This is a genomic window from Streptomyces sp. NBC_00249, from assembly GCF_026342355.1.
In the GTDB taxonomy this organism is placed as follows: domain Bacteria; phylum Actinomycetota; class Actinomycetes; order Streptomycetales; family Streptomycetaceae; genus Streptomyces.
This window is the reverse complement of sequence record NZ_JAPEMV010000003.1, coordinates 73,664-98,545: the sequence shown is the minus strand read 5'-3', so window position 1 is coordinate 98,545 and position 24,882 is coordinate 73,664. Positions and strand designations below refer to the sequence as shown.

The 24,882-nt window shown below is 74.7% G+C and carries 25 protein-coding genes; 11 read left to right on the top strand and 14 right to left on the bottom strand.

Going from position 1 to position 24,882, the window contains the following annotated elements; all coding sequences use genetic code 11:
* Nucleotides 1-50 precede the first annotated feature (50 nt).
* Both OOK31_RS14775 and OOK31_RS14770 read right to left on the bottom strand, forming a co-directional pair.
* Entirely contained in the window at nucleotides 51-968 is a 918-nt protein-coding gene (locus OOK31_RS14775; RefSeq protein WP_267088284.1) for an NADP-dependent oxidoreductase, read from the bottom strand.
* Nucleotides 969-1,188: 220 nt separating this feature from the next.
* The gene (locus OOK31_RS14770; RefSeq protein WP_267012969.1) at nucleotides 1,189-2,265 is read right to left on the bottom strand and encodes an RNA ligase (ATP); all 1,077 of its coding nucleotides are present in this window, start codon (nucleotides 2,263-2,265) and stop codon (nucleotides 1,189-1,191) included.
* Nucleotides 2,266-2,414: 149 nt separating this feature from the next.
* Here OOK31_RS14770 and OOK31_RS14765 point away from each other — a divergent pair, with 149 nt between their 5' ends.
* On the top strand, nucleotides 2,415-3,158 hold the full coding sequence (locus OOK31_RS14765; protein ID WP_267012968.1) for an SDR family oxidoreductase: 744 nt from the start codon (nucleotides 2,415-2,417) through the stop codon (nucleotides 3,156-3,158).
* 52 nt (nucleotides 3,159-3,210) lie between these two features.
* Here OOK31_RS14765 and OOK31_RS14760 read toward each other — a convergent pair whose 3' ends face one another.
* The 3 genes from OOK31_RS14760 to OOK31_RS14750 form a co-directional block, all read right to left on the bottom strand.
* Nucleotides 3,211-3,930 carry a peptidoglycan-binding protein gene (locus tag OOK31_RS14760; protein WP_267012967.1) on the bottom strand — a complete coding sequence of 240 codons (720 nt, stop codon included), beginning with the start codon at nucleotides 3,928-3,930 and terminating at the stop codon, nucleotides 3,211-3,213.
* 62 nt (nucleotides 3,931-3,992) lie between these two features.
* Nucleotides 3,993-4,535 (bottom strand): hypothetical protein, encoded by a 543-nt coding sequence (locus tag OOK31_RS14755; protein ID WP_267012966.1) that lies wholly within the window; start codon nucleotides 4,533-4,535, stop codon nucleotides 3,993-3,995.
* Between the two features lie 143 nt (nucleotides 4,536-4,678).
* On the bottom strand, nucleotides 4,679-5,956 hold the full coding sequence (locus OOK31_RS14750) for an MFS transporter (RefSeq protein ID WP_267012965.1): 1,278 nt from the start codon (nucleotides 5,954-5,956) through the stop codon (nucleotides 4,679-4,681).
* Nucleotides 5,957-6,236: 280 nt separating this feature from the next.
* Here OOK31_RS14750 and OOK31_RS14745 point away from each other — a divergent pair, with 280 nt between their 5' ends.
* Nucleotides 6,237-6,695 (top strand): hypothetical protein, encoded by a 459-nt coding sequence (locus OOK31_RS14745; protein WP_267012964.1) that lies wholly within the window; start codon nucleotides 6,237-6,239, stop codon nucleotides 6,693-6,695.
* Nucleotides 6,696-6,778: 83 nt separating this feature from the next.
* Nucleotides 6,779-7,618 (top strand): MerR family transcriptional regulator, encoded by an 840-nt coding sequence (locus tag OOK31_RS14740; protein ID WP_267012963.1) that lies wholly within the window; start codon nucleotides 6,779-6,781, stop codon nucleotides 7,616-7,618.
* Here the strand turns inward: OOK31_RS14740 and OOK31_RS14735 are convergent.
* Nucleotides 7,587-7,925 (bottom strand): hypothetical protein, encoded by a 339-nt coding sequence (locus OOK31_RS14735; protein WP_267012962.1) that lies wholly within the window; start codon nucleotides 7,923-7,925, stop codon nucleotides 7,587-7,589. The two genes, OOK31_RS14740 and OOK31_RS14735, sit on opposite strands and share 32 nt — an antisense overlap.
* Before the next feature lie 101 nt (nucleotides 7,926-8,026).
* On the opposite strand from OOK31_RS14735, the gene OOK31_RS14730 reads away from it, so the two are divergent.
* Nucleotides 8,027-8,488, top strand: a complete 462-nt coding sequence (locus OOK31_RS14730; RefSeq protein WP_267012961.1) for a hypothetical protein — start codon at nucleotides 8,027-8,029, stop codon at nucleotides 8,486-8,488.
* 12 nt (nucleotides 8,489-8,500) lie between these two features.
* On the opposite strand, the gene OOK31_RS14725 is transcribed toward OOK31_RS14730, so the two are convergent.
* Nucleotides 8,501-9,187 carry a hypothetical protein gene (locus OOK31_RS14725; protein WP_267012960.1) on the bottom strand — a complete coding sequence of 229 codons (687 nt, stop codon included), beginning with the start codon at nucleotides 9,185-9,187 and terminating at the stop codon, nucleotides 8,501-8,503.
* Nucleotides 9,188-9,202: 15 nt separating this feature from the next.
* Here OOK31_RS14725 and OOK31_RS14720 point away from each other — a divergent pair, with 15 nt between their 5' ends.
* Entirely contained in the window at nucleotides 9,203-9,385 is a 183-nt protein-coding gene (locus OOK31_RS14720) for a metalloregulator ArsR/SmtB family transcription factor (RefSeq protein ID WP_323188225.1), read from the top strand.
* Here OOK31_RS14720 and OOK31_RS14715 read toward each other — a convergent pair.
* Both OOK31_RS14715 and OOK31_RS14710 read right to left on the bottom strand, forming a co-directional pair.
* Nucleotides 9,376-10,086 (bottom strand): hypothetical protein, encoded by a 711-nt coding sequence (locus OOK31_RS14715; RefSeq protein WP_267012959.1) that lies wholly within the window; start codon nucleotides 10,084-10,086, stop codon nucleotides 9,376-9,378. The genes OOK31_RS14720 and OOK31_RS14715 overlap by 10 nt on opposite strands.
* Nucleotides 10,087-10,230: 144 nt before the next feature.
* Complete coding sequence (locus OOK31_RS14710) at nucleotides 10,231-12,966, bottom strand: DNRLRE domain-containing protein (protein ID WP_267012958.1); 2,736 nt, start codon at nucleotides 12,964-12,966, stop codon at nucleotides 10,231-10,233.
* A gap of 303 nt (nucleotides 12,967-13,269) precedes the next feature.
* Between OOK31_RS14710 and OOK31_RS14705 the strand changes: the two genes are divergently transcribed.
* Nucleotides 13,270-13,437 carry a hypothetical protein gene (locus OOK31_RS14705; protein WP_267012957.1) on the top strand — a complete coding sequence of 56 codons (168 nt, stop codon included), beginning with the start codon at nucleotides 13,270-13,272 and terminating at the stop codon, nucleotides 13,435-13,437.
* 194 nt (nucleotides 13,438-13,631) lie between these two features.
* Here the strand turns inward: OOK31_RS14705 and OOK31_RS14700 are convergent, their stop codons facing one another.
* Entirely contained in the window at nucleotides 13,632-15,572 is a 1,941-nt protein-coding gene (locus OOK31_RS14700) for a glycoside hydrolase family 5 protein (RefSeq protein ID WP_267088283.1), read from the bottom strand.
* 248 nt (nucleotides 15,573-15,820) lie between these two features.
* On the opposite strand from OOK31_RS14700, the gene OOK31_RS14695 reads away from it, so the two are divergent.
* The 4 genes from OOK31_RS14695 to OOK31_RS14680 all read left to right on the top strand — a co-directional run bounded on the left by OOK31_RS14695 (nucleotide 15,821) and on the right by OOK31_RS14680 (nucleotide 18,173).
* Nucleotides 15,821-16,123 (top strand): hypothetical protein, encoded by a 303-nt coding sequence (locus OOK31_RS14695; protein WP_267012956.1) that lies wholly within the window; start codon nucleotides 15,821-15,823, stop codon nucleotides 16,121-16,123.
* A gap of 185 nt (nucleotides 16,124-16,308) precedes the next feature.
* Nucleotides 16,309-16,770: a Crp/Fnr family transcriptional regulator gene (locus OOK31_RS14690; RefSeq protein WP_267012955.1), complete on the top strand. Its 462-nt coding sequence runs from the start codon at nucleotides 16,309-16,311 to the stop codon at nucleotides 16,768-16,770.
* A gap of 51 nt (nucleotides 16,771-16,821) precedes the next feature.
* Complete coding sequence (locus tag OOK31_RS14685) at nucleotides 16,822-17,442, top strand: GNAT family N-acetyltransferase (protein WP_267012954.1); 621 nt, start codon at nucleotides 16,822-16,824, stop codon at nucleotides 17,440-17,442.
* Between the two features lie 287 nt (nucleotides 17,443-17,729).
* The gene (locus OOK31_RS14680) at nucleotides 17,730-18,173 is read left to right on the top strand and encodes an SSI family serine proteinase inhibitor (RefSeq protein ID WP_267012953.1); all 444 of its coding nucleotides are present in this window, start codon (nucleotides 17,730-17,732) and stop codon (nucleotides 18,171-18,173) included.
* Between the two features lie 58 nt (nucleotides 18,174-18,231).
* Here OOK31_RS14680 and OOK31_RS14675 read toward each other — a convergent pair whose 3' ends face one another.
* Together OOK31_RS14675 and OOK31_RS14670 are read right to left on the bottom strand one after the other, a co-directional pair.
* Entirely contained in the window at nucleotides 18,232-19,074 is an 843-nt protein-coding gene (locus OOK31_RS14675) for a GNAT family N-acetyltransferase (RefSeq protein WP_267012952.1), read from the bottom strand.
* Nucleotides 19,075-19,149: 75 nt separating this feature from the next.
* Nucleotides 19,150-19,632 carry a hypothetical protein gene (locus OOK31_RS14670; protein WP_267012951.1) on the bottom strand — a complete coding sequence of 161 codons (483 nt, stop codon included), beginning with the start codon at nucleotides 19,630-19,632 and terminating at the stop codon, nucleotides 19,150-19,152.
* Nucleotides 19,633-19,813: 181 nt separating this feature from the next.
* Between OOK31_RS14670 and OOK31_RS14665 the strand changes: the two genes are divergently transcribed.
* Nucleotides 19,814-20,539: a Sir2 family NAD-dependent protein deacetylase gene (locus OOK31_RS14665; RefSeq protein WP_267012950.1), complete on the top strand. Its 726-nt coding sequence runs from the start codon at nucleotides 19,814-19,816 to the stop codon at nucleotides 20,537-20,539.
* A gap of 40 nt (nucleotides 20,540-20,579) precedes the next feature.
* Here OOK31_RS14665 and OOK31_RS14660 read toward each other — a convergent pair whose 3' ends face one another.
* Nucleotides 20,580-21,062 carry a VOC family protein gene (locus tag OOK31_RS14660; RefSeq protein WP_267012949.1) on the bottom strand — a complete coding sequence of 161 codons (483 nt, stop codon included), beginning with the start codon at nucleotides 21,060-21,062 and terminating at the stop codon, nucleotides 20,580-20,582.
* Nucleotides 21,063-21,181: 119 nt separating this feature from the next.
* Nucleotides 21,182-24,751: a bifunctional glycosyltransferase family 2 protein/CDP-glycerol:glycerophosphate glycerophosphotransferase gene (locus OOK31_RS14655; protein ID WP_267012948.1), complete on the bottom strand. Its 3,570-nt coding sequence runs from the start codon at nucleotides 24,749-24,751 to the stop codon at nucleotides 21,182-21,184.
* Nucleotides 24,752-24,882 lie beyond the last annotated feature (131 nt).

The window sequence follows — 24,882 nt, the reverse complement described above, 5'->3', positions numbered from 1 at the left end:
GGCGGGCCGGTGGAGCCGGGGGGTGTGGACGGCTCGGCGGCGTAGGGGGGTCAGACCTCGACGACGATCTTGCCGGCCGTGTGGCCCTCCTGGCTGAGGGCGAACGCCGCCGCCAGTTCGGACAGCGGGAACGTCGCGGCGACCTCGACGGCCAGCCGGCCCTCGTCCGCGAGGCGGCCCAGTGCCGCGAGGTCCTCGCCGACGGGCCGGACCCACATCCACTGGCCGCCCGCGCCGAGCACCGTGTGGTCGGCGATGGAGGCGTGCCGGCCGCCGTCGGCAAGGACCGCGAGGGTGGCGTCGAGGACCCCGCCCACGAAGTCCGCGACGACGGTGACCCCGTCGGGGGCCAGGGCGCGGACCCGCTCGGCGAGCCCGTCCCCGTAAGCGACGGGCTCGCAGCCGAGTGCGCGCAGCCGGTCGTGGTTGCGCGGAGAGGCGGTGCCGATGACGCGGGCGCCGGCCGCGCGGGCGATCTGCACCCCGAAGGAACCGACGCCGCCCGCCGCGCCGTGGACGAGGACGGTGTCCTCCTTGCCGGTGCCGAGCCGGGTGAGCAGCTGGTACGCGGTGAGCCCGGCCAGCGGCAGCCCCGCCGCCTCCGCCCAGCCGAGGGAGGCCGGTTTGGCCGCGAGGGCGCGTACGGGGACGCTGACGTACTCGGCGAAGGTCCCGCCGTGGACGTAGTCCTTGCGGGCGTAGGCCATCACCTCGTCGCCGACCGCGTACTCGGGCACGTCGATGCCGACGCGTTCGACCGTGCCGGCGACGTCCCAGCCGGGGACCACGGGGTGGACGACGTCCATCAGGCCGTCGAGGTGCCCCGCCATGATCTTCCAGTCGACGGGGTTGACCGAGGCGCAGCGGACCTTCACGAGGACTTCGCCGGGCGCGACCTTGGGCAGCGGCAGCCGGGTCTCGGCGAGCACCTCCGTCCCGCCGTACGTCTCGTACGCCATCGCCCGCATGGTGTTCTCGGACATCTTCGCGACCTCTCCGTGTGCCGTCCGTGAGCCACCCCCGCCCCCCATCCCACCACGCGGCGGCCCGCGCGGCGCGGCACGCCACGTCAGCCGGGTGGCGGGGACCGGTCGGTGCTGGCCGCGGCCCGCGGGGCGGCGGCCGTGGTCCGTGACCGCATGCCGCGCCGAGGCCCCGCCCCACACCGACCGGCCCGCCCCGCCGGTCTCACTCGTACTCGGTGCCGCCCTTGCGCGTCAGGTAGGCCGGGCTGACCGCCTTCGCGATGGCGCGGCCGCCGACGACCGGGCTGTAGCGCTCCGCAGCCGGGCGGATGACGACGCCCTCGCGCAGGTGCAGGCCCTCACCCGAGACGGTCTCCCGGCCGCTCGCCAGCTCCAGGACCCGCTCCAGGTCGTAGGGGCCTTCGAAGAGCCTCGGTACGAGCGGCAGTTCGCCGTCCTCGAGCACCTCGGCGGGGTCCAGCCAGCGCACCTGGCCGTCGATCTCGGCGGACACGTCGAAGACGGCGTATCCGGGGGGCGCGTCGGCCGAGCCGGCCCGGGCGCCGTACGCCAGGTCCTGCACCCCGGACCCGTAGACCTCGGCGAAGATCCCGACCCGGGTCGCGCCGAGCCGTTCGGCCAGCCGGGCGGCGGCCTGCGGGGCTCCGTGCCCGCGTACGGCGCGCCAGTAGAGGTTGCGTTCGTCCTCCTTGAGGGCCAGTCCCTTGGAGCCGAAGCCCTTGGAGGAGACCAGGACCCGCCCGTCGTCGGCGACGTACGTCAGCAGGCTGGCCGTGCCGTGGAGTTTCTCCGTGAGCACGACGGGCTCCCCCGGTTCGAAGATCTGCGGGTAGCGCTGGAGGTTCTCCACGTCCACCCACGGCAGCAGGTCGGGGGCCGCCTCGACCTCCCCGTCCATCGTCGTCGGGACCGGCGGCGACCATTTGACGATGCCCAGCGCCTCGGCGAAGTCGGCGCCCTCCTTCGCGGCCACGGCCAGGTCCACGCCGTCCAGGGCGCGGGGGCGGCAGACCAGCCCCTGCGAGAGCTCACCGCGCAGCCGGACCGCCCTGACCCGGTCGCGGGAGCTTCCGGCGAGCCGCCCGGTCAGACCCAGCTCCTCGATCAACTCGGGTGGCAGTACGGCCTGTTCTGGTATGTAGAGCGCGAAGTCGCCGGTGCGGTAGGCCCCCTTGGCGACGACGGCCCGGTAGAGGCCCACCTGCGCCAGTTCCAGGGCGTCGGCGTTCGGGTGCTCGTGGACGGTCAGTTCTTCTACGGTGACGCGCAGGGTGGACATGGTGCGGCTCCTCGGGGCGCTCGGTGGGGGTTCGGTCTGCGGACCACTGTCGGGGAGCCATTTACGCTGGTCCAGCGGATATCGGAGTGTTAGCCTGCGCCGCGCGCACGGCAGTGCCCGCGTACGCGTTCCCGTTCCAGGAGGTCCCCATGTCACGTCGCCCGGTCACGGTGGTCACCGGTGGCAGCCGCGGTATCGGGGCGGCGACCTGCCTGCGCCTGGCGGCCGACGGCCACGACCTGGTGCTCGGCTACGCCCGGGACGAGGGGGCCGCCGAGGACACGGCGCGGCGGGTACGGGAGACCGGCGCCCGGTGCGTGACGGTACGCGGTGACACCTCCGGGGAGTGCGCGGTGGAGCGGCTCTTCGACATCGCCGGGGCCGAACTCGGCGCGGTCACCGGGCTGGTCAACAACGCCGGGGTGACCGGCCCCCTGGGCCGTCTGGCGGACGCCCGGACCGAGGACCTGCGGCGCGTGGTGGAGGTCAACCTCCTCGGGTACCTGCTCTGCTGCCGCCGGGCCGCGCGGGACATGGCGCAGGGCGGAGGCGGGGCCATCGTGAACGTGTCCTCGGCGGCCGCTACCCTCGGCAGCCCCGGGGACTACGTGCACTACGCGGCCACCAAGGCCGCCGTCGACGCGCTCACCGTCGGCCTGTCGAAGGAGCTCGGACCGGATCTCATCCGGGTCAACGCCGTGGCCCCCGGTATCATCGAGACCGACATGCACGCGGCGATGGGCGATCCCGGCCGGCCCGCCCGCGCGGCTGCCGGGATCCCGCTGGGGCGGCCGGGCCTGCCGCGCGAGGTGGCCGGGGCCATCGCCTGGCTGCTGTCCGAGGACGCCGCCTACACCACGGGGGCGGTGCTGCGGGTCTCCGGCGGCCGGTGACGGTCCCGCCCGGACGCCCGCCGCCCGGCCCCCGCCGCTCACCGCTCACCACTCAGCCGAAGGCCGCCTGCGTGGCCGGACCGTAGACCCCTCTCGGGTCGCCCTTGATGTCCCGGTCCCGCTGGAGCTGGGCGACACCCCGCTCGGTGTGCTTGTCGTAGACCCCGGTCGACGAGACGTACGTGAACCCCTGCCCGTAGAGGCGTTCCTGGAGCTGGCGCACCGCGGGCCCGCTGTCACCGGGGCGCAGGGTCCCGGACGGCTTCGGCGGGGGCGGCGACGGCTTGGCGGTGGTGGCCGCCGGGGTCGGCGACGGCGGGGCCGAGGCGGAGCGGGACGCGGACGCCGAGGCGGACGGCCCGGACGGAGTCGTGGACGGCCGGGCGGCCTCGGAGGACTCCCCGGCCCCGGGGATGCGCGCGGGCAGCGCCGGCAGGGACAGCCCGGGGTGCGGCGCGGCCGTCGCGGGCTCCGGATCGGTCCCGCCCGGCAGGAACACCAGGGCGCCCGCCCCGGCCAGCGCCAGCAGGACGAGGGCGGCCAGCGGCAGGCGGCTCCGCCGTCGCGGGGCGCGGCGGTCCCGGGGCGCGGCGGATGCCGCCGGGGCCGACGGGGTCCCGGACGTCGGCGCCGGTACGGGTACGGGCAGGTCGGGGCCGAGCGGCCAGGCGGGGGCCGTCGAGGCGGAGGTGCGCCCGGACGGGGTCACGTACGGGCGTACGAGCAGGCGGTCGTCCGGGGTGGTCCCGGGCTCTTCGGGTTCTGGGGACATGGTGTCTCCCGGCAGGGGCGGGGGCCGGTGCGGCGGTGCGGAACCGGCCCCCGTCCGGCCGGTCAGGCCCTGCGCCGCCGGGCGACGAGGACCATGCCCGCTCCCAGGGCCAGCACCGTGGCGCCGCCGATGGCGAGCGGGACCGCTTTGCCCGCGCCGGTCAGCGCGAGGTCACCGCTCGAGCCACCGGGCGAGCCGCCCGGGCCGCCGGGACCGCCCGCACCCCCGGTGCCGCTCGCGGACGGGGTCGGGGTCGGCGTCGGCGTCGGGGTCGGGGTCGGGGTCGGAGCCGTTGCGGGGGCGCTGGAACGCGCGGCCTTCCCGGGTGCCGACGAGCGGGACGCGGAGGCGGACGCGGAGCCGGACGCCGACGGCCCGGGGGTCCTCCGGGACGGATTCGCCGAAGCCGCCGGGGCCGGGCCTGCGGGCAGGCAGCCCGCGCTCTCGCGGTCGGCCCCCGTGACGCCGGGCCCGCCGGTGCAGGTCGCCGTGGCCCCGGCCGCGTGGGCGGCCGGCTCGGCGGCCGCGGCTCCGGCCGGGCCGCCCAGCACGAGCGAGCCCCCGAGCACGAGCAAGACGAGCGGGGAACGGACGGATATCGGCATCTGGGGGGTCTCCGAAGTGCGGCGCAAACGGTGGCTCTCGAGCGGACTCTTTCCGTCCGGGCCCACTCCGGTCAAGCCGCGTGCCCGATCCGCCCCATCCATCCGTTCTGTACGGTACGGACCCGACTCCCGTGCCCCCCGGTTCAGTTGACCCGGCCTCCCGGAAGGCCCCCGGGCCGGAGCCCGCCGGCCGGGCGGTGGTCCGGTACGGGCGCGGCCCGGTCCCGGCGGTGGCGGCCGCTCAGCGCCACGGTGGCGGCGGCCGCCAGCATCAGGGCGGCGCCGGTCAGCGGGGCGGCGGGCACCGAGACCCGGTCCACGGCGAGGCCGCCGGCCAGCGCCCCGGCCGCGATGGCGAAGTTGAACATGGCCACCATCAGCGAGGACGCCGCCTCGGCCGCCCGGGGCGCGTCCTTGATCATCCAGCTCTGCAGGCTGACGGAGACCCCGCCGTAGACCAGGCCCCAGACCAGCAGCAGGGCCGTCCCGGCGACGGCCCCCGGCAGGAGGGCGATCAGGGCCAGCACCACGGTGAGGGCGGAGCTGACGGTGAGCAGCGTACGGCGGGGGTCGCGCGGCCCGGCCAGGAAGTTCCCGGCGACTCCGGCGATCCCGTAGCCGAGGAGCAGGGTGCTGACGTGGCCGGCGTCGACGCCGGAGACGTCGCGCAGGATCGGCCGGACGAAGGTGTAGGCGGCGAACTGGCCGGTGACGACCAGGAAGGTGACGGCCACGCCGGCCCGTACGCCCCGGTTGCGGCGCAGCAGGGCGGGCAGTTCGCGGAAGGTGACGGGCCGGGCGGGGGGCAGCTCGGGCAGCAGCAGGAACAGTGCGGCCGTCGTGGCGGCGCCGAGGAGGCCGACCGCGGCGAAGGCGGTCCGCCAGCCGCCGAGTTCGCCGAGCAGGGTCCCGGCGGGGACGCCGAGGACGGAGGCGGTGGGGACCCCGCCGAAGATCAGGGCCGTGGCCCGGCCGACGTGCCGGGCGGGCACCAGCCGGGCGGCGAGCCCGCCCGCGAGGGCCCAGAACCCGCCGACGCCGACCCCGACGAGCAGCCGGGCCGCCAGCACCACGGCGAAGCCGGGGGCCAGGGCGGCGGCGAGGTTGGCGGCGGCCGTCAGGGCGATGAGGAGGCACAGGACGTGGCGCCGGTCGAGGCGGGCGGCGCCGACGGTGACGAGCGGTGCGCAGAACCCGGCGACGATCCCGGGGACGGTGACCATGAGCCCGGCGGTGCCGTCGGAGACGCCGAGGTCGGCGCCGACGGGGGTGAGGAGTCCGATCGGGAGGAGTTCGGAGGTGATCAGGCAGAAGATCCCGAGGGAGACGGCGGCGACGGCCGCCCAGCCCTTCAGAGCATTCGGTTCGGGGGCGGGTTCGGGGGCGGGTTCGGGAACGCTGGACGCGGCTGGTTCGGTCATGCTCGGCACTCCGTGTACGCGGGAGGGCAGGAAGTCCTGCGGACGGGTGAACGGGACACGGCGGCACCAGGCTCGGGGGGTCGCGCCTCCCCCATCGCCCGCACTGCCGTGCCGTGCCGATCGCGTTCGTGGCCATTGTGCGACCGGAGGGGCCGTTTCTGGCCGCCGGGTGAAGGATCGATTCGGCAACGGCGATCCGGCACCGCGGGGCCCCGGCTCCGTCACCCGGACGCGTGAGGTGCGTGGGTCCGTGGTCCCCGGACTACGGCATGGTGGTCGGATGCAGTTACGCCGGGCCGCCCTGCCCCTGTCGCTCCTCGCGCTCCTCGCGAGCGCCGGCTGTGTCTCCGTCGGCCCGGAGTCCGGCGTTCCGGGCCCGGCGCGGGGCTCCGTACCGCCCCTGGACGCACCGGACGTGCCCGACCCGGAGGAGCCGTCCGACGGGCGCCGCCCCGCCGGGGCCCTGCCGGAGCTCCCCCTGCCGCTGGGCGAGGTCCCCGGTGCGGAGTCCCGGCCGGAGCCGCGTCCGACCGCCGTGGAGCCCGCCGGGAAGGCCCGCCCGCCCGCCGAACGGCGGACGAAGCCCGCCGCGCCCCGGCGCGTACGGCTGCCCGCGCCGCCCCGGAACCCCCGCAAGGCGGTTCCGCGGCCGCCCGGGGCGCAGGAGCTGTGCGCGGCGGCGGAGGGCACGGTGCCGCCTTCGGTCGTCGACCTGTGCCTGCGCCAGTTCGGCCGCTGACCGGCCGCCCCTCCCGCCGGCGCGGCTCCCCTCTCCGGCAGGCTTGACCCTCACACCGTGTCAGGCCGTCCACTGGAGCAGTCATGTTCACCATCGGAGACTTCGCCAAGCACGGCCGGGTGTCGGTCCGCATGCTGCGTCACTACGACGCCCTCGGACTGCTGCGCCCGGCACGTGTCGACCCCGTGAGCGGCTACCGCTCCTACGAGGCCGGGCAGCTGGCCCGCCTCAACCGTGTCATCGCGCTCAAGGAGCTCGGCTTCACCCTGGAACAGGTGGGGGCCGTCCTCGACGAGAAGGTGAGCGCGCAGGAGCTGCGCGGGATGCTGCGGCTGCGCCGGGCGGAACTGGAGGCCGCCGTGGCGGAGGCCGCCGCCCGCCTCACCCAGGTCGAGACGAGGCTCCGGACCATCGAGAGCGAGGGAACCATGCCCGCAGAGGAGATCGTCGTCAAGAGCCTGCCGCCCGTCCGGCTGGCCGAACTGAGCGGGGTCGCGGCGAGCTACGAGCCGCAGGACATCGGGCCGGTCATCGGCCCCCTGTACGAGGAGCTGTGCGGCCGGATCGAGACCGCCGGGGTGGTCCCGGCCGGCCCGGGCACCGCCTACTACGAGGACGCTCCCGGCGGCGGACCGGGATCCGTCCTGGTGCACGCCGGGCTCCCCGTGGCGGCGGCGGTCCGCGCCGAGGACCTCGGGGGCGGGGTGCGGATCGTGGAGCTGCCCGGGGTCGAGCGGGCGGCGACCGTGGTGCACCGGGGCTCGATGGACGGGGTGCTGCCGACGGCGCAGGCCCTGGCGCGGTGGATCGACGAGAACGGTCACCGCTCGGCGGCGTCCGGGTACGCCCGTGAGCTGACCCTGGCCTGCCCCGAGGACCGGGACCTGTGGGTCACCGAGCTCCAGGAGCCGCTGGCCTCCTGACGGCCCGGCGGCGCTCGCGGACGGCGGCGCAGCGGCGGGCGGTCCCCTCGCGGGCCGTCCGCAGCCGCCGCGCGGTGGCCTGGCCGCGGCGGCGCCACTCGGCGCGCGGCAGCCCGGCGCGCTGGCCGCCGCCGCTGATCAGGGCGTTGACCGGGGCGTGCGGGTCGGCCGCGAGCCCTTTGGCCAGCAGGACCCCGACCACGAGGGGCACCAGCGCCACGGCGAGCGCGGAACCGGCGGTGGTGACGTGCTGCATGCGCGGGCGGTGCGTGCCGTTCGCGGCGCCCGTCGTGGTCCCTGAGGTCATGCCGTCATTCCATCAACGGCCGCCCGGCGGCGGATCCGGGCGGATACTCAGGCCGCCCGGCACGTGGTACTCAGAAGCGGGCGGACGAAGGGTGGTGCGGGGTGCCTGACACCCACGGCAACGGGCAGGGGCAGGGCTTCGAGCCGGCCTCCGGGGACGGTCCGGAATCCGCCGTCGCCGGGGCGGCGCGGGCGGCGGAGCTGCGCACCGCGTACGAGGGGCTGTTGCAGATCCGCCGCCTCACGGGCGGCGGGGTGGGCGTCCCGGCCGCGTGGGAGCTGCGGATGGCGCCGCGCGCGGTGGCGCTCGTACTGGAGGCGGCCGGGTTCCCGCCGTCGGCGCTGGACGGGCGGGGCGGCCGGGTCCGGACGGGGTACCGGGTGGCGCCGGGGGCGGACCGGGTCGAGGTGACCTGGGCGGGCCCGCCCGGTGGCGGCGCCGTACAGGAGGAGCGGGAGCGGCTGGCGGCCTGTGCGGCGGAGCTGGAGCGGCACGGCTGGGAGTGCCTGCTCTACCGGGGGCCGCGCGGGCGGCGGTTCCTGGAGGTGGAACCGCCGCGCTGAGCGGGCCGGGTCTCAGGTGCGGTCGCGGTAGCGCAGCAGCCGCAGGGCGTTGGCGACGACGACCAGCGTCGAGCCCTCGTGGACGAGGACGGCCGGGCCGATGCCCAGGCCCAGCGCGGTGGCGGGGACGAGGACGGCCATGGCCCGGTAGAAGGTGTCGGTGAAGGGTTCGCCGCTGAGGGCGCCGACGGCCGTCAGGACGGCGACGAGGGCGAGGACGCCGGGGACGAAGACCTTCTGGAAGCGGTCGGTGAACCGCTGGGTGGGTGAGGTGCGCTCCTCGGCGTCCTGGACCATGCGCACGACGCGGGCGAGGGTGTTGTCGGCGGCGAGGTGGGTGACGACGATCTCCAGGGAGCCGGCGCCGTTGACGGTGCCCGCGTGGACCCGGCCGGAGTCCTCGGTCGTGGCGGGGTCGGCGAGGGCGGCGGCCCGGTCGGCGACGGGGGTCTTGTCGGCGGGGACGCTCTCCCCGGTGACGGCGGACTCGTCGACGCTGCCGGCGCCGGCGGAGACGAAGCCGTCGGCCGGGATCCGGGAGTGCGGGCGGACCAGGACGGTGTCCCCGACGGCGAGCTCCTCCACGGGCACCTCGGTGCTCCCGCCGTCGGCCCGCCGGACGAGGGCGGTGCGCGGGGCGAGGGCGGTGCGCGGGGCGAGGGCGCCCAGGGCTTCGATGGAGCGCCGGGCGCGGCCCATGGCGTACTCGGGGAACTGGCCGAGGCGCTCGGCCTCGGCCAGCCCACCGTCTCCAACCACCTGCGCCTGCTGCGCCACCTCGATCTGGTGACCGGCCGGCGCGACGGGCGCAGCGTGGTCTACGAGCTGCACGACGCGCACGTCGCCGACCTGCTCCGGCAGGTCCTGGCGCACGTGCACCACGGCGGTCAGGCGTAGAGCGCACCCGGGTGGACCCAGGCCGTGCGGCCGAACACGTTGTCGTCGTCGATGGCGACCGTGAGGTTGGTGACCTTCAGGCCGTACTGGCTCGCCTTGGTGCCCGCCGGGCAGTTGATCTGCTCGGGCGGGAAGTTGAGGTAGAACTGCGGGCCGTAGTCGCTGTCCGGGAACTCACGGAACTGGTGGAGGATGTATCCCGACTCCGCGTAGAAGTACACGGGCGCCAGGGCGGTGCCCACCGTCCGTACGACGACGTCGTCCTTGCGGTCGGAGCCCCCGTCCTGGCGGACGCAGCGGAAGGTGCGGGCGGTGTCGGCACTGGCCCGGAAGCGGTAGTCGGTGCTGCCCAGCCCGGCCTGGTAGCCGGGGCTGTTGCGGACATTGTGCAGGGTGACGTCCAGGCGGAAGCCGCCGCAGCCCTCGGTGGGCAGGTACTCGTGGTACTTGAGGAGGCACCTGCGGTCCCCGTAGTACGCCGACGGGTCGGGGTCGTAGGTGCGGGGCACGATCGCGCCGTGGAAGTAGGCGGACAGCGAGACCACGCTCGTGCTGGGCGCCGGGACCTCGACGGTCTGCGAGGCGTGGGCGGCTCCCGGGCCGGCCATCACCAGGCCGATCCCCGCGGCGAGCGCGAGGACGAGCCGGGACAGGCCGCTTCGGAGCGGTTTCGGTAACGCGGGCATGGGTGAGCTAGCCATCAGGTGGTTCCCCCCTGGACCAGTGGCCGGTGGCGGACACGGGGGACCCTAGCGGCGGAAGAGCCCCTTCGGCAGGGCGCCCGCGCGCCAGGGGGGCGGGGACCCCGGCCGGTCCGCGCCCCCGTGTCGTACCCCTGCCGGGCGCTACGGCTTGCCGAAGGTCAGCGTCAGCTGAGGGGTCCCCTCGTTCGCCGCGGCCTCCGAGGACCACAGCCACAGGGCGTCGGTCCCGGGGCTGGTCAGCGCCAGGCTCCAGGAGCTGCCGAGGGCGCCCGCGACGGTGGCGGTGTTCAGCCCGGCGGTGTGGACCGCCGAGCCGTCCGGGATCCCCGGGAAGCTGCCGAGGGCCGGAGCTCCCGGCGCCGGGCGGTTGTTGTACGTGGTCCCGCCCTCCGTCCACGCGCCGGTGACGGGGACGACCGAGACGGTGTCCGTGGTGCCGGCGCCGCCCATGGTGCTGGTCTTCACGCTGAGCGCGGCCGACTTGAGCACCGTGCCGGCGGGTGCGGCCGGCAGGTCGAAGCGCAGGTAGCTCGTGTAGAGGGAGGTCCCGCGCACCGCGAGGGAGCCGGAGGTCCCGTAGTTGCCGTCCAGGGCGCCCGCGTTGGCGTAGGTGTCCTCGGCCGCGGTGACGCGGACGACCGAGTCGGCCGGGGCGGAGGCCAGGGCGTGGTGGTTCTGCACCTGCGCCGCGCTCAGGACGGCCGGGTAGACGGCGGTCTCGTCGAGCTGGCCCGCCCAGTGCTCGCTGGTGGGGCGGTCCGGCCAGCCGCCGAGGCCGTCGAAGCCGACCCGCCAGTAGCCCGAGAAGTTCTCGTGGGTGGTGACGTTCAGCGTGCCCTTCTGGGCGCCGTCCACGTACAGGGTCATCCCGCCGGGGCCCTGGGTCGCGACGACGTGGTGCCACTGGTTGTCGTTGTAGGAGGCGGCGGTGGTGACGGTGCGGGTGGCTCCGGTGTAGACCCCGTAGACGAGCCGGCCGTCATTGGTCATGTAGATGTGCTTGTCGTACTGACTGCTGCCGTTGATCTGCTGGTTGCCGAAGCCGATCAGCTTGCCGCCCCGGGTGGTGCCCGTCCTGAACCAGGTCTCGATGCTGTAGGTGCTGCCGACCGTCTGCCGGCGGTCGCCGTACACGTGGGCGTTCGTGCCGTCGAAGCCGATCGCGGTGCTCGCACCGGTGACGGCGCCGGGCGACTGGCGCAGGGCCGGGGCGTTGTGGTGCACGCCCGCCTGGTTGCCGTCGGAGGAGTCCGCGACGTAGGGCGGGGCCGCATCGTCGTAGCGCCAGAACAGCTGGGCGCCGTCCGCGCGGACCTGGCTCGGGTAGGCGTCGGCGGAGCCCGGCACCGTCACGGCCGCCGCCGACGACGCGGCGCTGACGTTGCCCGCGGCGTCGGTCGCCGTCACCCGATAGGTGTACGACTGGCCTGCCTGGGCGGTGGTGTCCGTCCAGGAGGCCTGCGGCCGCTTGAAGAACAGCGAGTCCGCGGTGACCGTACCGACCGGGGTGGCCGCACCGTCGCGGTAGATCCGGTAGGTGAGCGCGCTGTCGTCGAGGTCGAGGCTGGTGCGCCAGCGCACCTGGACCTCGCCCGGCCGGAAGGCGGTCGCGCTCGCCACGGGAACGGTCGGCGCGCCCGTGTCGTTCGTGGAGGAGAAGCGCGTCAGGCTCTGCTGCGCCGCCCCGTTGACGGTGGTGAACTCGCCGCCCACCCACAGGTAGTCCGCACCGCCCTTGGCTCCGACCGTCATCACGCGCGGGCCGATGCCCTCGCCGATGCCGTCGTTGGTGTCGGGGGCCCAGCCCAGCTTGCCGGTGGCGGTGGTCGGCTGCGCGAGGAGGTGGTGGCGCTGGCCGTCGGGGAACTCGCCGACGCTGGAGCAGTCGTGCGCGTGCGAGGCGCTGTAGAGCACGTTCCGGTACGGCAGGACGGCCTGGGTGGCGCCCAGGCAGGTATCGCGCCAGCGCTGGCCGAAGTCGGCCAGGTTCAGGGCGATCCGGCCGTCGAAGACGCCGCCGCCGGTGCCCTCGTTGGCGGTGTAGAAGCCGGTGCCGTCGGTGGCGATGTCCTTGACGACGGAGTTGGTCTCGATGAAGCCCGGATAGGCCCTGGTGAGGGCGCCGCTGGTGGCGTCGACGGCGGCCAGCGCGTGCGTGTCCGTCCCGTTGACGGTGAAGAAGTCCCCGCCGAGCAGGACCTTCGAGCCGTCCGGGGTGACCTCGACGGCGCGGCCCGGCTCGTCGGCGTCGGCCCGGAAGGGGCGCAGGGCCCCGTCGGCCGCGTCGACGGCGGCGAAGCGCTGCCGGGGCTGGCCCGCGACGGTGAGGAAGTCGCCGCCCGCGTAGACGGTGTCGCCGGTGACGGCGATGGCGCGGACGGTGGCGGCGAAGGCCGGGCGGAAGCCCGGCCGGACCGTGCAGGTGGCGACGTCGACGGCGGCGATGCTGGAGACCGGGGTGCCGTTGACGGCGCCGAAGTAGCCGCCCGCGTAGAGGGTCTTCTTGTCCGGGGAGAGGGTCAGCGCGCGGACGGTGGCGGTGCCGCCGGCGACGGTGAAGGACAGGGTGCAGGAGGTCGGGGCGCCGGTCGCGGCGTCGAGGGCCGCGAAGTTGACCGCCTCGTGCTCGCTCCCGGCGGCGCCCGCCGGAGGGCGTACGGCGGAGAAGGTGCCGCCGACGAAGACCGTGCCGCCGGCCTCGGCGAGGGCCCAGACGACCCCGTTGGGCTGCCAGGTGGGCAGCGCGTCCGCGGTGAAGGCCACGGGCGGGGTGATCGCCGCGGCCTGCGGGGCGAGGCCGAGACCGAGGCCGAGGAAGGCGCCGGAGCCGGCCAGGGACAGGGCGAGAGCGGCCGCCGGACCTCTGGATCTACGCATGAACCCCCCAGTTCGTGTGCGTACTGCTGCGACGGGTGCGGCGCGCGGGATGCGCGGTGCACGGACGTACGGCCGGGCGCCCGGGGACGGGTGGGCGGTCGTACGTACGGGCGCACCCTAGGACCGATCGGCCGCCCCGGCACCGGGTTTGACCTGTCGGATGCCGAACGGATCCGCGCGGCCCGGGGGGTCACTGGTAGGGGTCGGTGATCTCCCGGAGCCGGGTGAGGGCGCTGCGGAGCTGCCGGGTGGCGGGTTTGCCCAGGTGGCGGGCCCCGGCCTGCCCGCACTGGCCGGCCGGGCGTGAACCACCGCACCCACAAGCGGCTGGCCCGGCAGCTCGTCGGCGCGGCCGGACGGGGCGACACCGCCCGCCTGACGGCGGCGCTGCGCTCCGGGGCGCCGGTCGACGGCCCCGACGCGGAGGGAACCACCGCGCTGACGGAGGTCCTCCGGCTGCTGGGCGGATGACCTAGTGCTGTGGCCGGAAAGGTTTGCCGGGTCGCGGTGTCCGGTGCATGGGGTCTCCCCAGGCCCGCAGGGCCGAGGGGAAGCCTCGCAAGGCGGAGGGCCGCCGCTCGTACTGGACGTACTCGGGTGGCCCGACAACGCGGCGAGGTGCCGTGCCGGGCGCCGCGACACGGTGAACCTTTCCGGTCACAGCACTAGGTCAGCGGGCGGCAGAGGAGGGACGCCGGGCCCGGGCGGGAGCCGGCGCGGGTGGTGTGGGCGATGCCCGCCGCGTACTCGGTGGGCATGCACTGGCCCTTGTAGTGGCCGGAGGCGAAGTCGCCGCCCGGGGTGCCCGCCGGGCGGTTGTCGGAGCGGTCGAACCAGACGGTGCGGCCGCCGGCCGCCGGGAGGGCCGTACGGGCCGGGGCGCACAGGGCGGCCGAGAGGCGCTCGCCGCGCAGGCTGTACCCGATGAGGAACTGGCCCGCCGGGCACTGGAGTTTGGTGTAGCCGGTGGCCCAGTCACCGCCCGGCGGGACGTACGACTCGTCGCGGACCACGGTGTGGCCCCCGGCCTGGGCGCGCAGGTCCGAGGTGGAGCACAGGCCCCGGCCGCCGGTGTGGGCGAGGCCCGCCAGCCGGGCGCCGTCGGGGCAGGCGGCCTTGCGGGCGCCGCTGTCCCAGTCCCCGGCGGCCCGGGTGCGCAGCGAGGCGACGTGGTCCCGGTGGTCGGTGCTGAGCTGGTACCAGGCCGGGGTGGCGGGGACGGCTCCGGTGCGGGCCGGGGCCGTGGTGAGGGCGGTCCAGGGGCTGGTGCGCCAGTCGGCGGGGTCGAGGACGCCGGAGCGGCGGCCGGTGGCGTCGTAGCGGAGCATGGCCCAGCTGTCGCCGCCGGGGGCGCCCTGCGCGGTGGTGCTCCAGCCGACGAGCGGCCAGTAGGCGAAGTCGGCGTCGGATGCGGCCAGGCGGGCGGTGAGGTTGCCGAACCAGGTGCGGGGGGCGGCGCCGGTCTCGTCCGCCCCGATGCCGAACTCGCTGATCCAGACGGGGGCGGTGAAGTGGGCGCCGGTCTCGGCGGAGACGAAGAAGGCCTGGTCGTACAGGGCCTGTTCGAGCTGTGCGGGGGTCATGTCCTGGTAGCGGGGGTCGTGGGTCTCGCCGAGGCCGGTCGCGCCGCTGTGGTGGGGGCCCGTGTACCCGTAGAAGTGCGCGGAGTAGACCAGCTTGCCGGAGACGACGAGGGTGTGGGACAGGGTGCGGACGGGGGTGAGGGCGGGGCGGCCGTGCGGGAGGCCGTCGGCCGGGATGCCCGTCCAGTTGATGCCCTCGACGACGATCAGGAGGTCGGGGTTGGCCTCGGTGAGGATCCGGTCGGCCGCCTCCTGGGCGGCGGCCTGCCAGTCGTGGCCGTCGCCGAGGCCCCAGTTGGGGTCGTCCCACAGGTCGCGGCGGACCTCGTTGTACAGGTCCGCGCCGACCACGCGCGGGTTGTCGCGGTAGCGGCGGGCGAGGAAGACCCAGTCGTCGGCCCACTGGGCGGTGGAGCGGCCGCCGCTGTTCCACCGCTCGTTGCCGTCGAGGCCGCAGCACCAACGGGTGGTGACGGTGTGGTTGTTGAGGACGACCGCGAAGCCGGCGTCGGTGAGGGCGGCGACGACGGCGTCGTAGACCTGGAGCGGGGTGCGGCCGCGCAGCGCCGGGTTGGCGGCGACGGCGGCGTCGGGGACGGGGGTCGTGGTGCGGAGCATCTCGTTGGAGAAGGGCAGCCGGATGCTGTTGAGCCCGAGGGCGCGGAAGTCGGCGAGGAGCGTGGGCAGCGGGACCCGGTCGAGGCCGATGGGTATGCCGTGGGAGTCCTGGCCGCTGTGGTGGGTGGCGGGGTCGGTGCGGTCGCCGGAGCCGTTCCAGGAGCCCTGCGCGCCGTCCCAGTTGCCGGAGCGCAGGCGGAAGCGGTTGCCCTGGGCGTCGACGATGTAGCGGCCCCGGGTGGACAGCGGGGGTGTCCAGGCCTCCGCGGCCGGGACCCCCGCCGCGGGTGCCGGTCCGGGTGCCGGACCGGCGGCGGGAGCGGCGGCGGGAGCGGCCGCTGCGGGCAGGGTCGCGCCCGCCAGCACCAGCAGCACGCTCAGCAGTACCCGTACGACGTTCTTCATCTCGCTCCCGCCCGCTCCGGCCCCGTCGGCCGCTCCGTTCCGGGCGGCTGCGGCGGTCAAGTTACCGGTCGGTCGCATCGGAGGGAAGGGAACGGCCGACAACGGTCCGGGGGAACCCCGTACGTCAACACCGGCGGGCCCGCGCCACTCCTCCACACCCGGTGGCCCGGCCAAAACCGCCCCGCGCGGCGCCGGGCCGCTCTACGGTGCCCGTTACGGGTTGGGCACGCATCCGGAGGGTGGGGCTGATGGACGAAGAAGAAGACATGCGGCTGGCGAGGATGACCCCGGAGATCTCCCGCCGCACCCTGGCGATGCTGCGCGGGCTGGCCGGGCTGGAGCCGCCGGAGCAGGTGCCCGAGGACGCGATGCTCGTCGCGGACGCGATCCTCGCCGATCACGGTACGGACGGGCTGCGGGTGCTGGTGATGACCCTGGCCGCCTGGGCGACGGCGCAGATCGAGAACGTGGCGGAGCTGAGCCGGCGCAGTCACGAGGCGGTGCTCGACGCGATGGAGCTGGCCTGCCTGGAGGCCAATGCCGAGGAGTAGCGGCCGGGCCCCGGCGGAAGGGTTTCTTCCGCCGGGGACGGGGTGACTCTCCGGGACGACCGGCGCCGCGGCGGGCGCGCGGCCGACCGTATGCGTGCCAGGTCGCCGGCTTGCCCGCATCCGGGCTCCGGTCGGCGACACTGGGGGGAGCAGCAGGTTGCGGGGGGTCTTGATCGGAGGCCGTCGTGAGCACACCGTCCCCTATCCGCATCGCCGCCGTGCTCTCCGCCGAGCACCGTCGGCGGCTGATGGAACACGCCCGCGAGGTCAATTTCGACGAGAGCGCGCGGATCTTCGACGAAGGCGGCCGGGCGGACACCTTCTGGATCGTGCGGTCGGGCACGGTGACCCTGGAGATCCCGATGCCCGGACACCGGGCCGCGCCGGTGGAGAGCCTCGGCCCCGGTGAGCTGGTGGGCTGGTCGTGGCTGTTCCCGCCGTACGTGTGGCAGCTGAGCGCCGAGGCGATGACCCCCGTACGGGCCTACGAGTTCGACGGGACGACCGTGCGGCTGCTGATGGACGCCGATCCGGCCTTCGGCTCGGCCGTCGGGCACTGGGTGGGCCGGGTGCTGGCGGTCCGCCTCCACCAGACCCGCACGCGCCTCCTGGACCTCTACGCCCCCCGCACGGGCGCCACCCGCTGAGCGCCCGGCGGGGGGACCCCGCCCCGCCGTCCAAGATCATCGGGGTGCAGAATGGGCCGCATGTCGATGACGAATACACCGAAAACGGCAACGCTCGACGACGCCCGGCTGGTGGGCCCCACCCTGGCCCGCGCCTTCGGCGACGACCCGATGATGCGCTGGTTCTTCCCCGACGACGCCTCGCGCGAGGCCGGGCTGGACCGCTACTTCACCACGATCTTCACCCGGCAGTACGTCCACCACGCGGTGTGCGAGCGCACCGAGGCGGCCGCCGCCTTCTGGGTGCCCCCGCAGGCGCAGGCGAAGGCCGTCCCCGACGCGGAGACCATCGCGGAGCTGCAGAGCATCCTCGGCGACCGGGCCCCGCTGTTCGGGGAGGCCGTCGAGATGGCCTCCCAGCACACGCCCCAGGAGCCGCACTGGTTCCTCGCGCTGATCGGCGCCGACCCGGCCGCGCAGGGCCAGGGGCACGGGGCCGCGCTGCTCCGCTCCGGGCTGGCCCAGGCCGACGCGGCGGGCATGCCGGCCTACCTGGAGTCCTCCAAGCCGTCCAACCTGCCCTTCTACGAGCACTTCGGCTTCACCGTGCGGGGCGAACTGCACCTCCCCGGCGGCGGTCCGACCCTGTGGGCGATGTGGCGCGAGCCGCGAGCCACGGCGGAGACCGTCTAGACCGTCCCTCCCGCGCCGTCCGGTGCCGCACCTCGCCACTGAGGCGGGGCACCGGGCGGCGCGCCACCCCTCAGGCCCCTCCAGCCCCACACCAAAGGGTTGCGGGGGGTGTGTTCGGCCTAATCGGCGGGCCGCTCCCCCACAGGTCACAGCCCGACGACGGCTGCGGTCTGCGGTCATTCGCTCACGGTCGGTGACGCGAAACAGCGGTACGAACGGGCGTTCTCGCGGCGGATGGGCAAGACTCCCGTCCGTTATCCGAAACACCGAGCCGAGGAGTGTTCGAAATGCGGTCCATCACCAGGAGCCTGGGACTGGCTTCCGGAGCCATGGCGCTCACCGCCCTCACCGCACTGGCCGGCACCGGGGCGGCCGACGCGGCCCCGACCGGTACGCAGAGCCTGTACGCGCCGTCCGCGCTCGTGGTCAGTGTGACGGCCGGTGAGGACGCCGCCGGAGGAACGGTACTGCGCGCGGTGACGCTGGTCTGCGCACCCCGCCCGGGCGGCACGCACCCCGACCCCGCCGCCGCCTGCGCCGAACTACGCACGCACGGTCCCTCCCTGGACCCGCTCGCCGCGCCCCGCCAGGACGCCGCCTGCACCCGGGAGTGGAACCCGGTCACCGTCACCGCCGACGGGGTCTGGCAGGGCCGCCGGCTGAACTGGGCGTACACCTTCGGCAACCCGTGCGGGCTGCGCAGCAGCAACGGCGTGCTGTTCGGCATCTGAGGCCGCCCTCCCCGCGGCCCGGGGCCGGGTGGCGCCGTGCGACCGCCACCCGGCCCCGTCAGCCCAGTTCGAGGCTGGTGACCCCGTACATACCGGCCAGATCCAGTTCCGGCGCGGGGCCCGTGTACATCCGGGCGGTCTCGAACACCGGGGCCAGCCCGAGGCCGGCCAGCAGAGCGGCCGCGGCCGGGTTCGCGTCGGGCACGTCGACCGTGACCTCCCCGCCGGGGGCGTGCCCGGCGAGCCGCAGCAGCAGGGCGGCGGCCACCTCCGGGGTGGCGGCGTAGAGCGGCCCGACGCGGGCGGCGCCGCTGGACGGCCGGACGACGCCGAGGCCCTCGATCCGGCCCTCCCGGACGGCGGCGAGGGCGGTCCTGCCGGGCAGGGCCGTCCAGGCGCAGAGGAAGGCGTCCCGGCTCTCGGGGAAGAACCGGCGGTCGTAGGCGGCGAGTTGGGCGAAGGGCAGCGAGGACGCGTCCACGATCTCCACGGCGCCGTCGGGGTCGCCCTGCGGGACCCCTTCGTGGCGTACGTTGTTCCAGGCCGGACGGAAGCCGGAGCGGCGGTAGTTGTCCTGCTGCTCGACCACCCCGTCCAGGCCCACGAGCCGCCCGCCGAGCCGCTCCATCCCGGCCCGCCAGAGCCGGATCCCGTAGCCCTGGCCGCGTACGTCGGGGCGGGCGATGTAGAAGCCGACGAACCCGAAGCCGGCCCCGTAGCGCACGGCGGAGATGCAGGCCACCGGCTCCCCGTCGCAGCGGCCGACGAGGAAGCCCTCCGGGTCGGCGACCGCGAAGGCGAAGCGGTCGGTGTTCCCCGGGTTCCAGCCTTCCCCGTCGGCCCAGGCGCGCAGCAGTTCCATGTCGGCGGCGCTCGCGCCGGCGATCTCGAATCCGGTCATGCCGGGAGTTGTACCAGAACCTGTCCTGATCATCCGTCAGCAGCCTTGGCGGACGGGCGGGATCAGGCCTGCGGATCAGCCCGCGCAGATCACGTCGTCGAGCTGGATCGGCCGGGAGTCGAGGCGGACGTAGGCGGTGAAGGTGTCGGTGGCACCGGACTCCCACGAGGTGGTGACGGTGGCCCAGCCGACCCTCGCCGACTGGGCGATCGTGGCGGGACCGACGGAGATGGTCCGGGGGGCGCCCTGGAAGGCGTCCTGGAAGCCGCTCTGGGGGGTGTTCTGGGCGCAGAGCAGGACGTCGGCGCCCGGCATGCTGCTCTGTTTGTCCTTGAGCTGCTGTGAGATCCGCAGGCGGCGGTCCGTGTTCGTCGGGCCGTGCTCCCCGTAGAAATCGGCGAGGAACCGGCTGATCTCCGCGGCGGTGTGCCGGAAGTGGGGGCGGTGGCGGGGCTCCGGATCGGCGTCGGCGGCCGCCGGGCCCGAGGAGACGGCCAGCGCGGCGAGGGCGGACAGGGCGAGCAGGAGGGCGCCAGGGCGGTACGGCATGAGCTTCATGTCCGGTTTGTAGCGGCCCGCACCGCCCCGACCGTGGGGGGCGCGGCGCGGGCTCACTCCGGTGGGGGTGGAGATTCACCGCAGAAACGACCCTCCGCCTGCGCCGACCGGCCCCGGCCGCGCCTGCGGTCCCGCCGAAACACAGTCGCGGGCCGGGCGGGCGGCTGCGTAGGGTCGACGTATGGGGAAGCCGCTTGTCGCAGTGTTCAGTGGGGCCGGAATGTCCACGGATTCCGGGATTCCGGACTATCGCGGGCCGCAGGGCCTGTGGCGCCGGGAGCCCGGCGCCGAGAAGCTCGTGACGTACGAGTACTACATGGCCGATCCCGAGATCCGCCGCCGGTCCTGGCTGATGCGCGCCGAGGTCTGGTCCCGTGCGCCGCAGCCCAACGCCGCGCACCTGGCGGTGGCCGAGCTGGAGCGCGGCGGCACCCCGGTACGGGTGATCACGCAGAACGTCGACGGGCTGCACCAGCTCGCCGGGATGCCCGCGCGGAAGGTGTTCGAGCTGCACGGGACGGCCCGGTCGGTGGTGTGCACCGGCTGCCACGCCCGGTCGCAAACCCAGGAGGCGCTGGCCCGGGTGGCCGCCGGCGAGCCCGACCCGGCCTGTCTGGCCTGCGGCGGGATCCTGAAGACGGCCACGGTGATGTTCGGCGAACGGCTCGACCCCCAGGTGCTGGGGCAGGCCATGGCCGTGGCCAAGGGGTGCCAGGTGTTCATCGCGGTCGGCAGCACGCTCCAGGTCCAGCCCGCCGCCTCGCTGGCGGGGATGGCGGCCGAGGCCGGGGCCCGGCTGATCATCGTGAACGCGGAGGAGACCCCGTACGACTCCCTGGCCGACGAGGTCATCCGCGAGCCGATCGGCACGGCGCTCCCGGCCCTGCTGGCGCGCGTCTCCGCCTAGGCCTCGCCTAGGCCCTGTCGTCCCTTCCGGATCCTGCCGTTCAGGCCGCGTCGGCGGCCCGGCGCATCTCGGCGGCGTCGAGCTTCTTCATCTGGAGCATCGCGGCCGTGGCGCGGGCCGCACGCCCCGGGTCGGGGTCACTGATCAGGTCGATGGCCTCGGTGGGGACGACCTGCCAGGAGACGCCGAACCTGTCCTTGAGCCAGCCGCAGGCGACCTCCTGCCCGCCGTCTCGGGTGAGCGCGCTCCAGTAGTGGTCCACCTCGGCCTGGTCGGCGCAGTGGACCTGGAAGGAGACGGCCTCGTTGAACTTGAACTCCGGGCCGCCGTTGAGGGCGATGAACTTCTGGCCGTTGACCTCGAACTCGACGACCATCACCGAACCGGCGGGCCCGGGGCCCGCATCGGTGTACCGGCCGGTCCGGCCGCGCTTGCCGTCCTTGAAGACGGACAGGTAGAAGTCGGCGGCGGCTTCCGCCTCGCCGTCGAACCACAGGCACGTGGTGAAACCTTTGCTGGGCATGGCTGCCTCCGGGCGGGATCCGGGACGGCCCTGCGCCGTCCCTCTCCTCCTACAGACAGCTCCCGCGCCCGAAACTCATCGGTGGGCGCGGGACCTGCCCGTACGTTCACCCGTCCGGGCTACATCGCGAGCATGCGGTCCACGACCCGCTCGGCGGCCCGGCCGTCGTCCAGGTCGCAGAACTCCTCGCGGAAGGCGGCCCGCGCCGCCGCGTGCGCGGCGCCGACCGCGTCGGCGTCGCGGACGGCCTCGACCAGGCTCGCCGAGTCCTTCAGCAGCGGGCCGGGGGCCTTCGCCTCCAGGTCGAAGGTGAAGCCGCGCAGGGTGTCGCGGTAGTGCTCCAGGTCGTACGTGAACAGCAGGATCGGCCGGTCGGTCAGCGCGAAGTCGAAGATCGCGGAGGAGTAGTCCGAGATCAGCACGTCGGCGACGAGCAGCAGGTCGGTGGTGTCGGGCCAGCGGGACACGTCCACCACGAAGCCGTCGCGGACGCCCTCGCGGACCTGCTCCCCCACCTTGTGGTGGCCGCGCACCAGCAGGACGTGGTCCTCGCCCAGCTCGCGGCGGGCCGCGTCCAGGTCGATGCGCAGGTCGAGCTTGTAGCCGCCGGTCCAGCCGAGGCGGTTCTCGCGCCAGGTCGGCAGGTAGAGGACCACCTTCTTGCCCTCGGGCAGGCCGAGCCGGCGCCGGACCTCGGCGACGCGGGCGGCGTCGGGCCGCAGGAGGGCGTCGGCGCGCGGGCTGCCGGACTCGACGACCTCGCCCCGGTAGCCGAGGGCTCGCTGGAGGACGGGGGTGGCGTACGAGCTCGGGGAGGCGAGCAGCGACCACTGGGCGCTGTCGTGCTCCAGGCCCTCCAGCACCTCGGGGCTGGTGTAGTAGTCGTGGGTGAAGTCGTAGCCGATCTGCTTGAGCGGGGTCCCGTGCCAGGTCTGTACGACGGTCTGGCCGGGGCGGCGGCGGAAGGTGAGCGGCACGCTGTCGTTGGTGACGTAGAAACGGGCGCGGGCCAGCACGTCCCAGGCCTCCAGGCTGCCGTACTGGACGGCGCGCGCGGTCGGCGGGACCTCGGCGCGGCCGTCGCGGACCAGCCAGATGTGCTCCAGCTCCTCGCCCCGGCGCAGCAGCTCCTCGTGGACGGCGCGGGGGGAGTCCCCGGCGCCGTTGCCCTTGAAGGTGTCGTAGACGGCGATGTCCTTGACCGGCAGCGCGCGCTGGGCCGGGTAGGTCACGTCGCGGGCGACGCGCTGGGCGTAGCGGGAGCGGTCGTGCGGGCTGAGCAGCGGGTCGCAGACCAGCGCCATGCGGTCGTGCAGGCGGGCCTCGACGCGCATGCGGCGGCCCAGGACGGTGAGGGCGTGCGGTCCGGAGGAGAGGACCGGCGGTACGAGCTGGACGGGTGCGCCGCGGTCGACGCCGAGCCGTCCGGCGGTCCTGCCGCCCTGGTCCGCCGGGCGGACCGTGGGCCACCAGCGGCCCTGCGGGAGGCTGGTGCGCCCGGCGTAGGGCTCGGGGAGGACGGGCTCGAAGCTGGCTTCGAAGCGGTCGCCGTCACGGGTGAGGGGGTAGCTGAACTCCGTCCCGTACTGGTTGTGCAGGACCAGCTCGTAGGCCCGGTCCGCCTCGGAGGCGGGCAGCCGCAGGGTGCCGCGCAGGGTCAGCGTGCCGTCCTGGGCGGTGACCGTGTCGACGAGCGGCGGCGGGACCTGGACGGAGAGGATCAGGTGGCCGCTCATCCCGCGCTTGGCGAAGACGGTACGGCCGGCGTGGTCGCCGGGGATCGGCGCGACGAGGCCGTTGAAGCCGCCGCGCTCGTCGTGCGCGAGGGGGTGGCGGGTGCCGTCGGCGCGGACCACGGACAGGTTCCAGGGCTCGGGGGTCCACTCCCCGGGCTGCTGCTCGGAGTCCGGTACGGCTCCCAGCGCGGCCAGCGGGACGGCCGCCTTGAACGGGATCCGGCCGCCGGAGCCGGAGCCGGCGGCGGTGTCCAGCGGGAAGGTCAGGACGGTGCCGGTGGCGGCGTGGGCGGCGCGCAGGGTGGCGTCCCGGCCGACCTCGGCGGCCAGTTCGCCCGTCAGTTCGAGGGCGTCCCCGCCGGCGGGCCGGACGTCCAGGACCCGGGCGCGGACGATCTCGACCTGGACGGTCAGGGCGCCGGAGACGGTCGGCAGGATGCGTACGTCGGGGGTGGCCCAGTAGGCGGGCGGGGTCAGGGCGCTGTCGTGCTCGCCGCCCTTGAGACGGGCCCGGTGCAGGCCTCCGGCGCCGGTGACCGCGATGGAGGTGGACCATATGCCCTCGCGCCACTTGCCGCCCGACTGGAAGACGGTGGGGTCGACGACGGCGGTGAAACCGGCCCAGTCGGCGTGCCTCAGGGCCAGGTGCGGGGCGTGCACGGTGGCCATCGGGGAGGCGACCGTGCGGGTGCTGACGACGGTGCGGCGGCGCTTGCCGTTCTCACGGAAGATCAGCATCTTGCGGGAGCCGAGGCGGCTCTCGGCGCCCATGTGGCCGGGCAGGGCGTAGCCGCGCAGCAGCAGCTTGCCGTCGCTCCAGGCGGCCTGCTCCAGCCGGCTCACCACGCGGCGCTCGCGCGGGCCGAGGGTCAGCAGCTTGGCGGGGACGGGTGCCTTGAGGAAGGGGTAGTCGGCCTGCGGGCGGGCCAGGCCCTTGACCGGCACGCTGTAGGTGAAGTCCCGCTGGTGCTTCAGGAGGGCGATGAACTCCTCGACGCGGCCCTCGCGGGCCAGGTACGCCTTGAGCCGGTCGGCGACCGTCAGGTCGGTCCAGGGCTCGGTGCCGATCTCCCGGACCAGGCCGCCGACCTCCTTGACGAAGGCGGCCCGGAAGTCGGCGCCGCCCTCGGCGACGTACTTGTAGATGAGCGGGAGCTCCTCGTTCAGTACGTTGCGGTCGTAGTCGCGCAGGTAGCGGGCGTACTTCTCGCCCGGCTTGCCGAGCAGGGCCTCGCGGACCAGGCGGACGGAGGTGACGCGGTCGATGACGGAGACCGGGTCGGTGGAGCGCTGGGTGATGGAGCGCTCACCGGTCTCGCGGACGCGCCAGTGGTAGACCACGTCGCCGATCACGTCGACGCTCTTGGCGAAGTAGTGGGCGGGGATGGAGACGGGGGCGTCCTCGTAGAGGATGCCCTCCGGGTACTGGAAGTTGTGCTCCTCCCAGAAACCGCGCCGGTAGACCTTGTTCCACGCGGTGCGGTCGGTGACCAGCGCCGGGAACTTGGAGATGTGGGTCTTCAGCTGGGTCTTCGCGAATGCGATGCGATGGCCCCAGGACTGCTGCATGCCGACGGAGCGGAAGCGTCGTACGTTGCCGGCCGCGAAGTCCGAGCCGGTCTCGTCGAGGGCGCCGATCAGGCGCTGGTAGGCGTGCGGCGGCATGGTGTCGTCGCTGTCGACGAAGGCGATGTACTCGCTGCCCTCGGACGCGTGACGGAAGCCGACGTTCCGCGCGGCACCGAGGCCGGCGTTCTTCTGGAGGACCACCCGGAAGCGTTTGTCACGCTCCGCGAAGGCCTGCGCGATCGCGGCGCTGGTGTCGGTGGACCCGTCGTCGACGATCACCACCTCGAAGTCGTCGAACGTCTGCGCTGCGATGGACTCCAGGCACTCGTCGAGGTAGAGCTCGACGTTGTAGACAGGTACGACGATGCTCAGGCGCGGGGGCATGGGTGGCGGGTTCTCCAGCGTTTTGCTCTGTCGATGACTTGATGATCAGCTGATTACAGCATCTTACTCTGTAACAGGATGATAAAGTCCGCCGTTTCCGGGACATACCGCCCGGGCCCGCCGGGGCGGAC

Bases quoted from the DNA above. Each gene is read 5' to 3' on its own strand.
- OOK31_RS14695 (WP_267012956.1), top strand. From the start codon at position 15,821: ATGGACGAAGAAGAAGACATGCGGCTGGCGAGGATGACCCCGGAGATC.
- OOK31_RS14740 (WP_267012963.1), top strand. From the start codon at position 6,779: ATGTTCACCATCGGAGACTTCGCCAAGCACGGCCGGGTGTCGGTCCGC.
- OOK31_RS14655 (WP_267012948.1), bottom strand. From the start codon at position 24,751: ATGCCCCCGCGCCTGAGCATCGTCGTACCTGTCTACAACGTCGAGCTC.
- OOK31_RS14685 (WP_267012954.1), top strand. From the start codon at position 16,822: ATGGGCCGCATGTCGATGACGAATACACCGAAAACGGCAACGCTCGAC.
- OOK31_RS14710 (WP_267012958.1), bottom strand. From the start codon at position 12,966: ATGCGTAGATCCAGAGGTCCGGCGGCCGCTCTCGCCCTGTCCCTGGCC.
- OOK31_RS14725 (WP_267012960.1), bottom strand. From the start codon at position 9,187: ATGGGCCGCGCCCGGCGCTCCATCGAAGCCCTGGGCGCCCTCGCCCCG.
- OOK31_RS14775 (WP_267088284.1), bottom strand. From the start codon at position 968: ATGCGGGCGATGGCGTACGAGACGTACGGCGGGACGGAGGTGCTCGCC.
- OOK31_RS14680 (WP_267012953.1), top strand. From the start codon at position 17,730: ATGCGGTCCATCACCAGGAGCCTGGGACTGGCTTCCGGAGCCATGGCG.
- OOK31_RS14745 (WP_267012964.1), top strand. From the start codon at position 6,237: ATGCAGTTACGCCGGGCCGCCCTGCCCCTGTCGCTCCTCGCGCTCCTC.
- OOK31_RS14735 (WP_267012962.1), bottom strand. From the start codon at position 7,925: ATGACCTCAGGGACCACGACGGGCGCCGCGAACGGCACGCACCGCCCG.
- OOK31_RS14670 (WP_267012951.1), bottom strand. From the start codon at position 19,632: ATGAAGCTCATGCCGTACCGCCCTGGCGCCCTCCTGCTCGCCCTGTCC.
- OOK31_RS14660 (WP_267012949.1), bottom strand. From the start codon at position 21,062: ATGCCCAGCAAAGGTTTCACCACGTGCCTGTGGTTCGACGGCGAGGCG.
- OOK31_RS14715 (WP_267012959.1), bottom strand. From the start codon at position 10,086: ATGGCTAGCTCACCCATGCCCGCGTTACCGAAACCGCTCCGAAGCGGC.
- OOK31_RS14665 (WP_267012950.1), top strand. From the start codon at position 19,814: ATGGGGAAGCCGCTTGTCGCAGTGTTCAGTGGGGCCGGAATGTCCACG.
- OOK31_RS14765 (WP_267012968.1), top strand. From the start codon at position 2,415: ATGTCACGTCGCCCGGTCACGGTGGTCACCGGTGGCAGCCGCGGTATC.
- OOK31_RS14770 (WP_267012969.1), bottom strand. From the start codon at position 2,265: ATGTCCACCCTGCGCGTCACCGTAGAAGAACTGACCGTCCACGAGCAC.
- OOK31_RS14750 (WP_267012965.1), bottom strand. From the start codon at position 5,956: ATGACCGAACCAGCCGCGTCCAGCGTTCCCGAACCCGCCCCCGAACCC.
- OOK31_RS14675 (WP_267012952.1), bottom strand. From the start codon at position 19,074: ATGACCGGATTCGAGATCGCCGGCGCGAGCGCCGCCGACATGGAACTG.
- OOK31_RS14755 (WP_267012966.1), bottom strand. From the start codon at position 4,535: ATGCCGATATCCGTCCGTTCCCCGCTCGTCTTGCTCGTGCTCGGGGGC.
- OOK31_RS14700 (WP_267088283.1), bottom strand. From the start codon at position 15,572: ATGAAGAACGTCGTACGGGTACTGCTGAGCGTGCTGCTGGTGCTGGCG.
- OOK31_RS14760 (WP_267012967.1), bottom strand. From the start codon at position 3,930: ATGTCCCCAGAACCCGAAGAGCCCGGGACCACCCCGGACGACCGCCTG.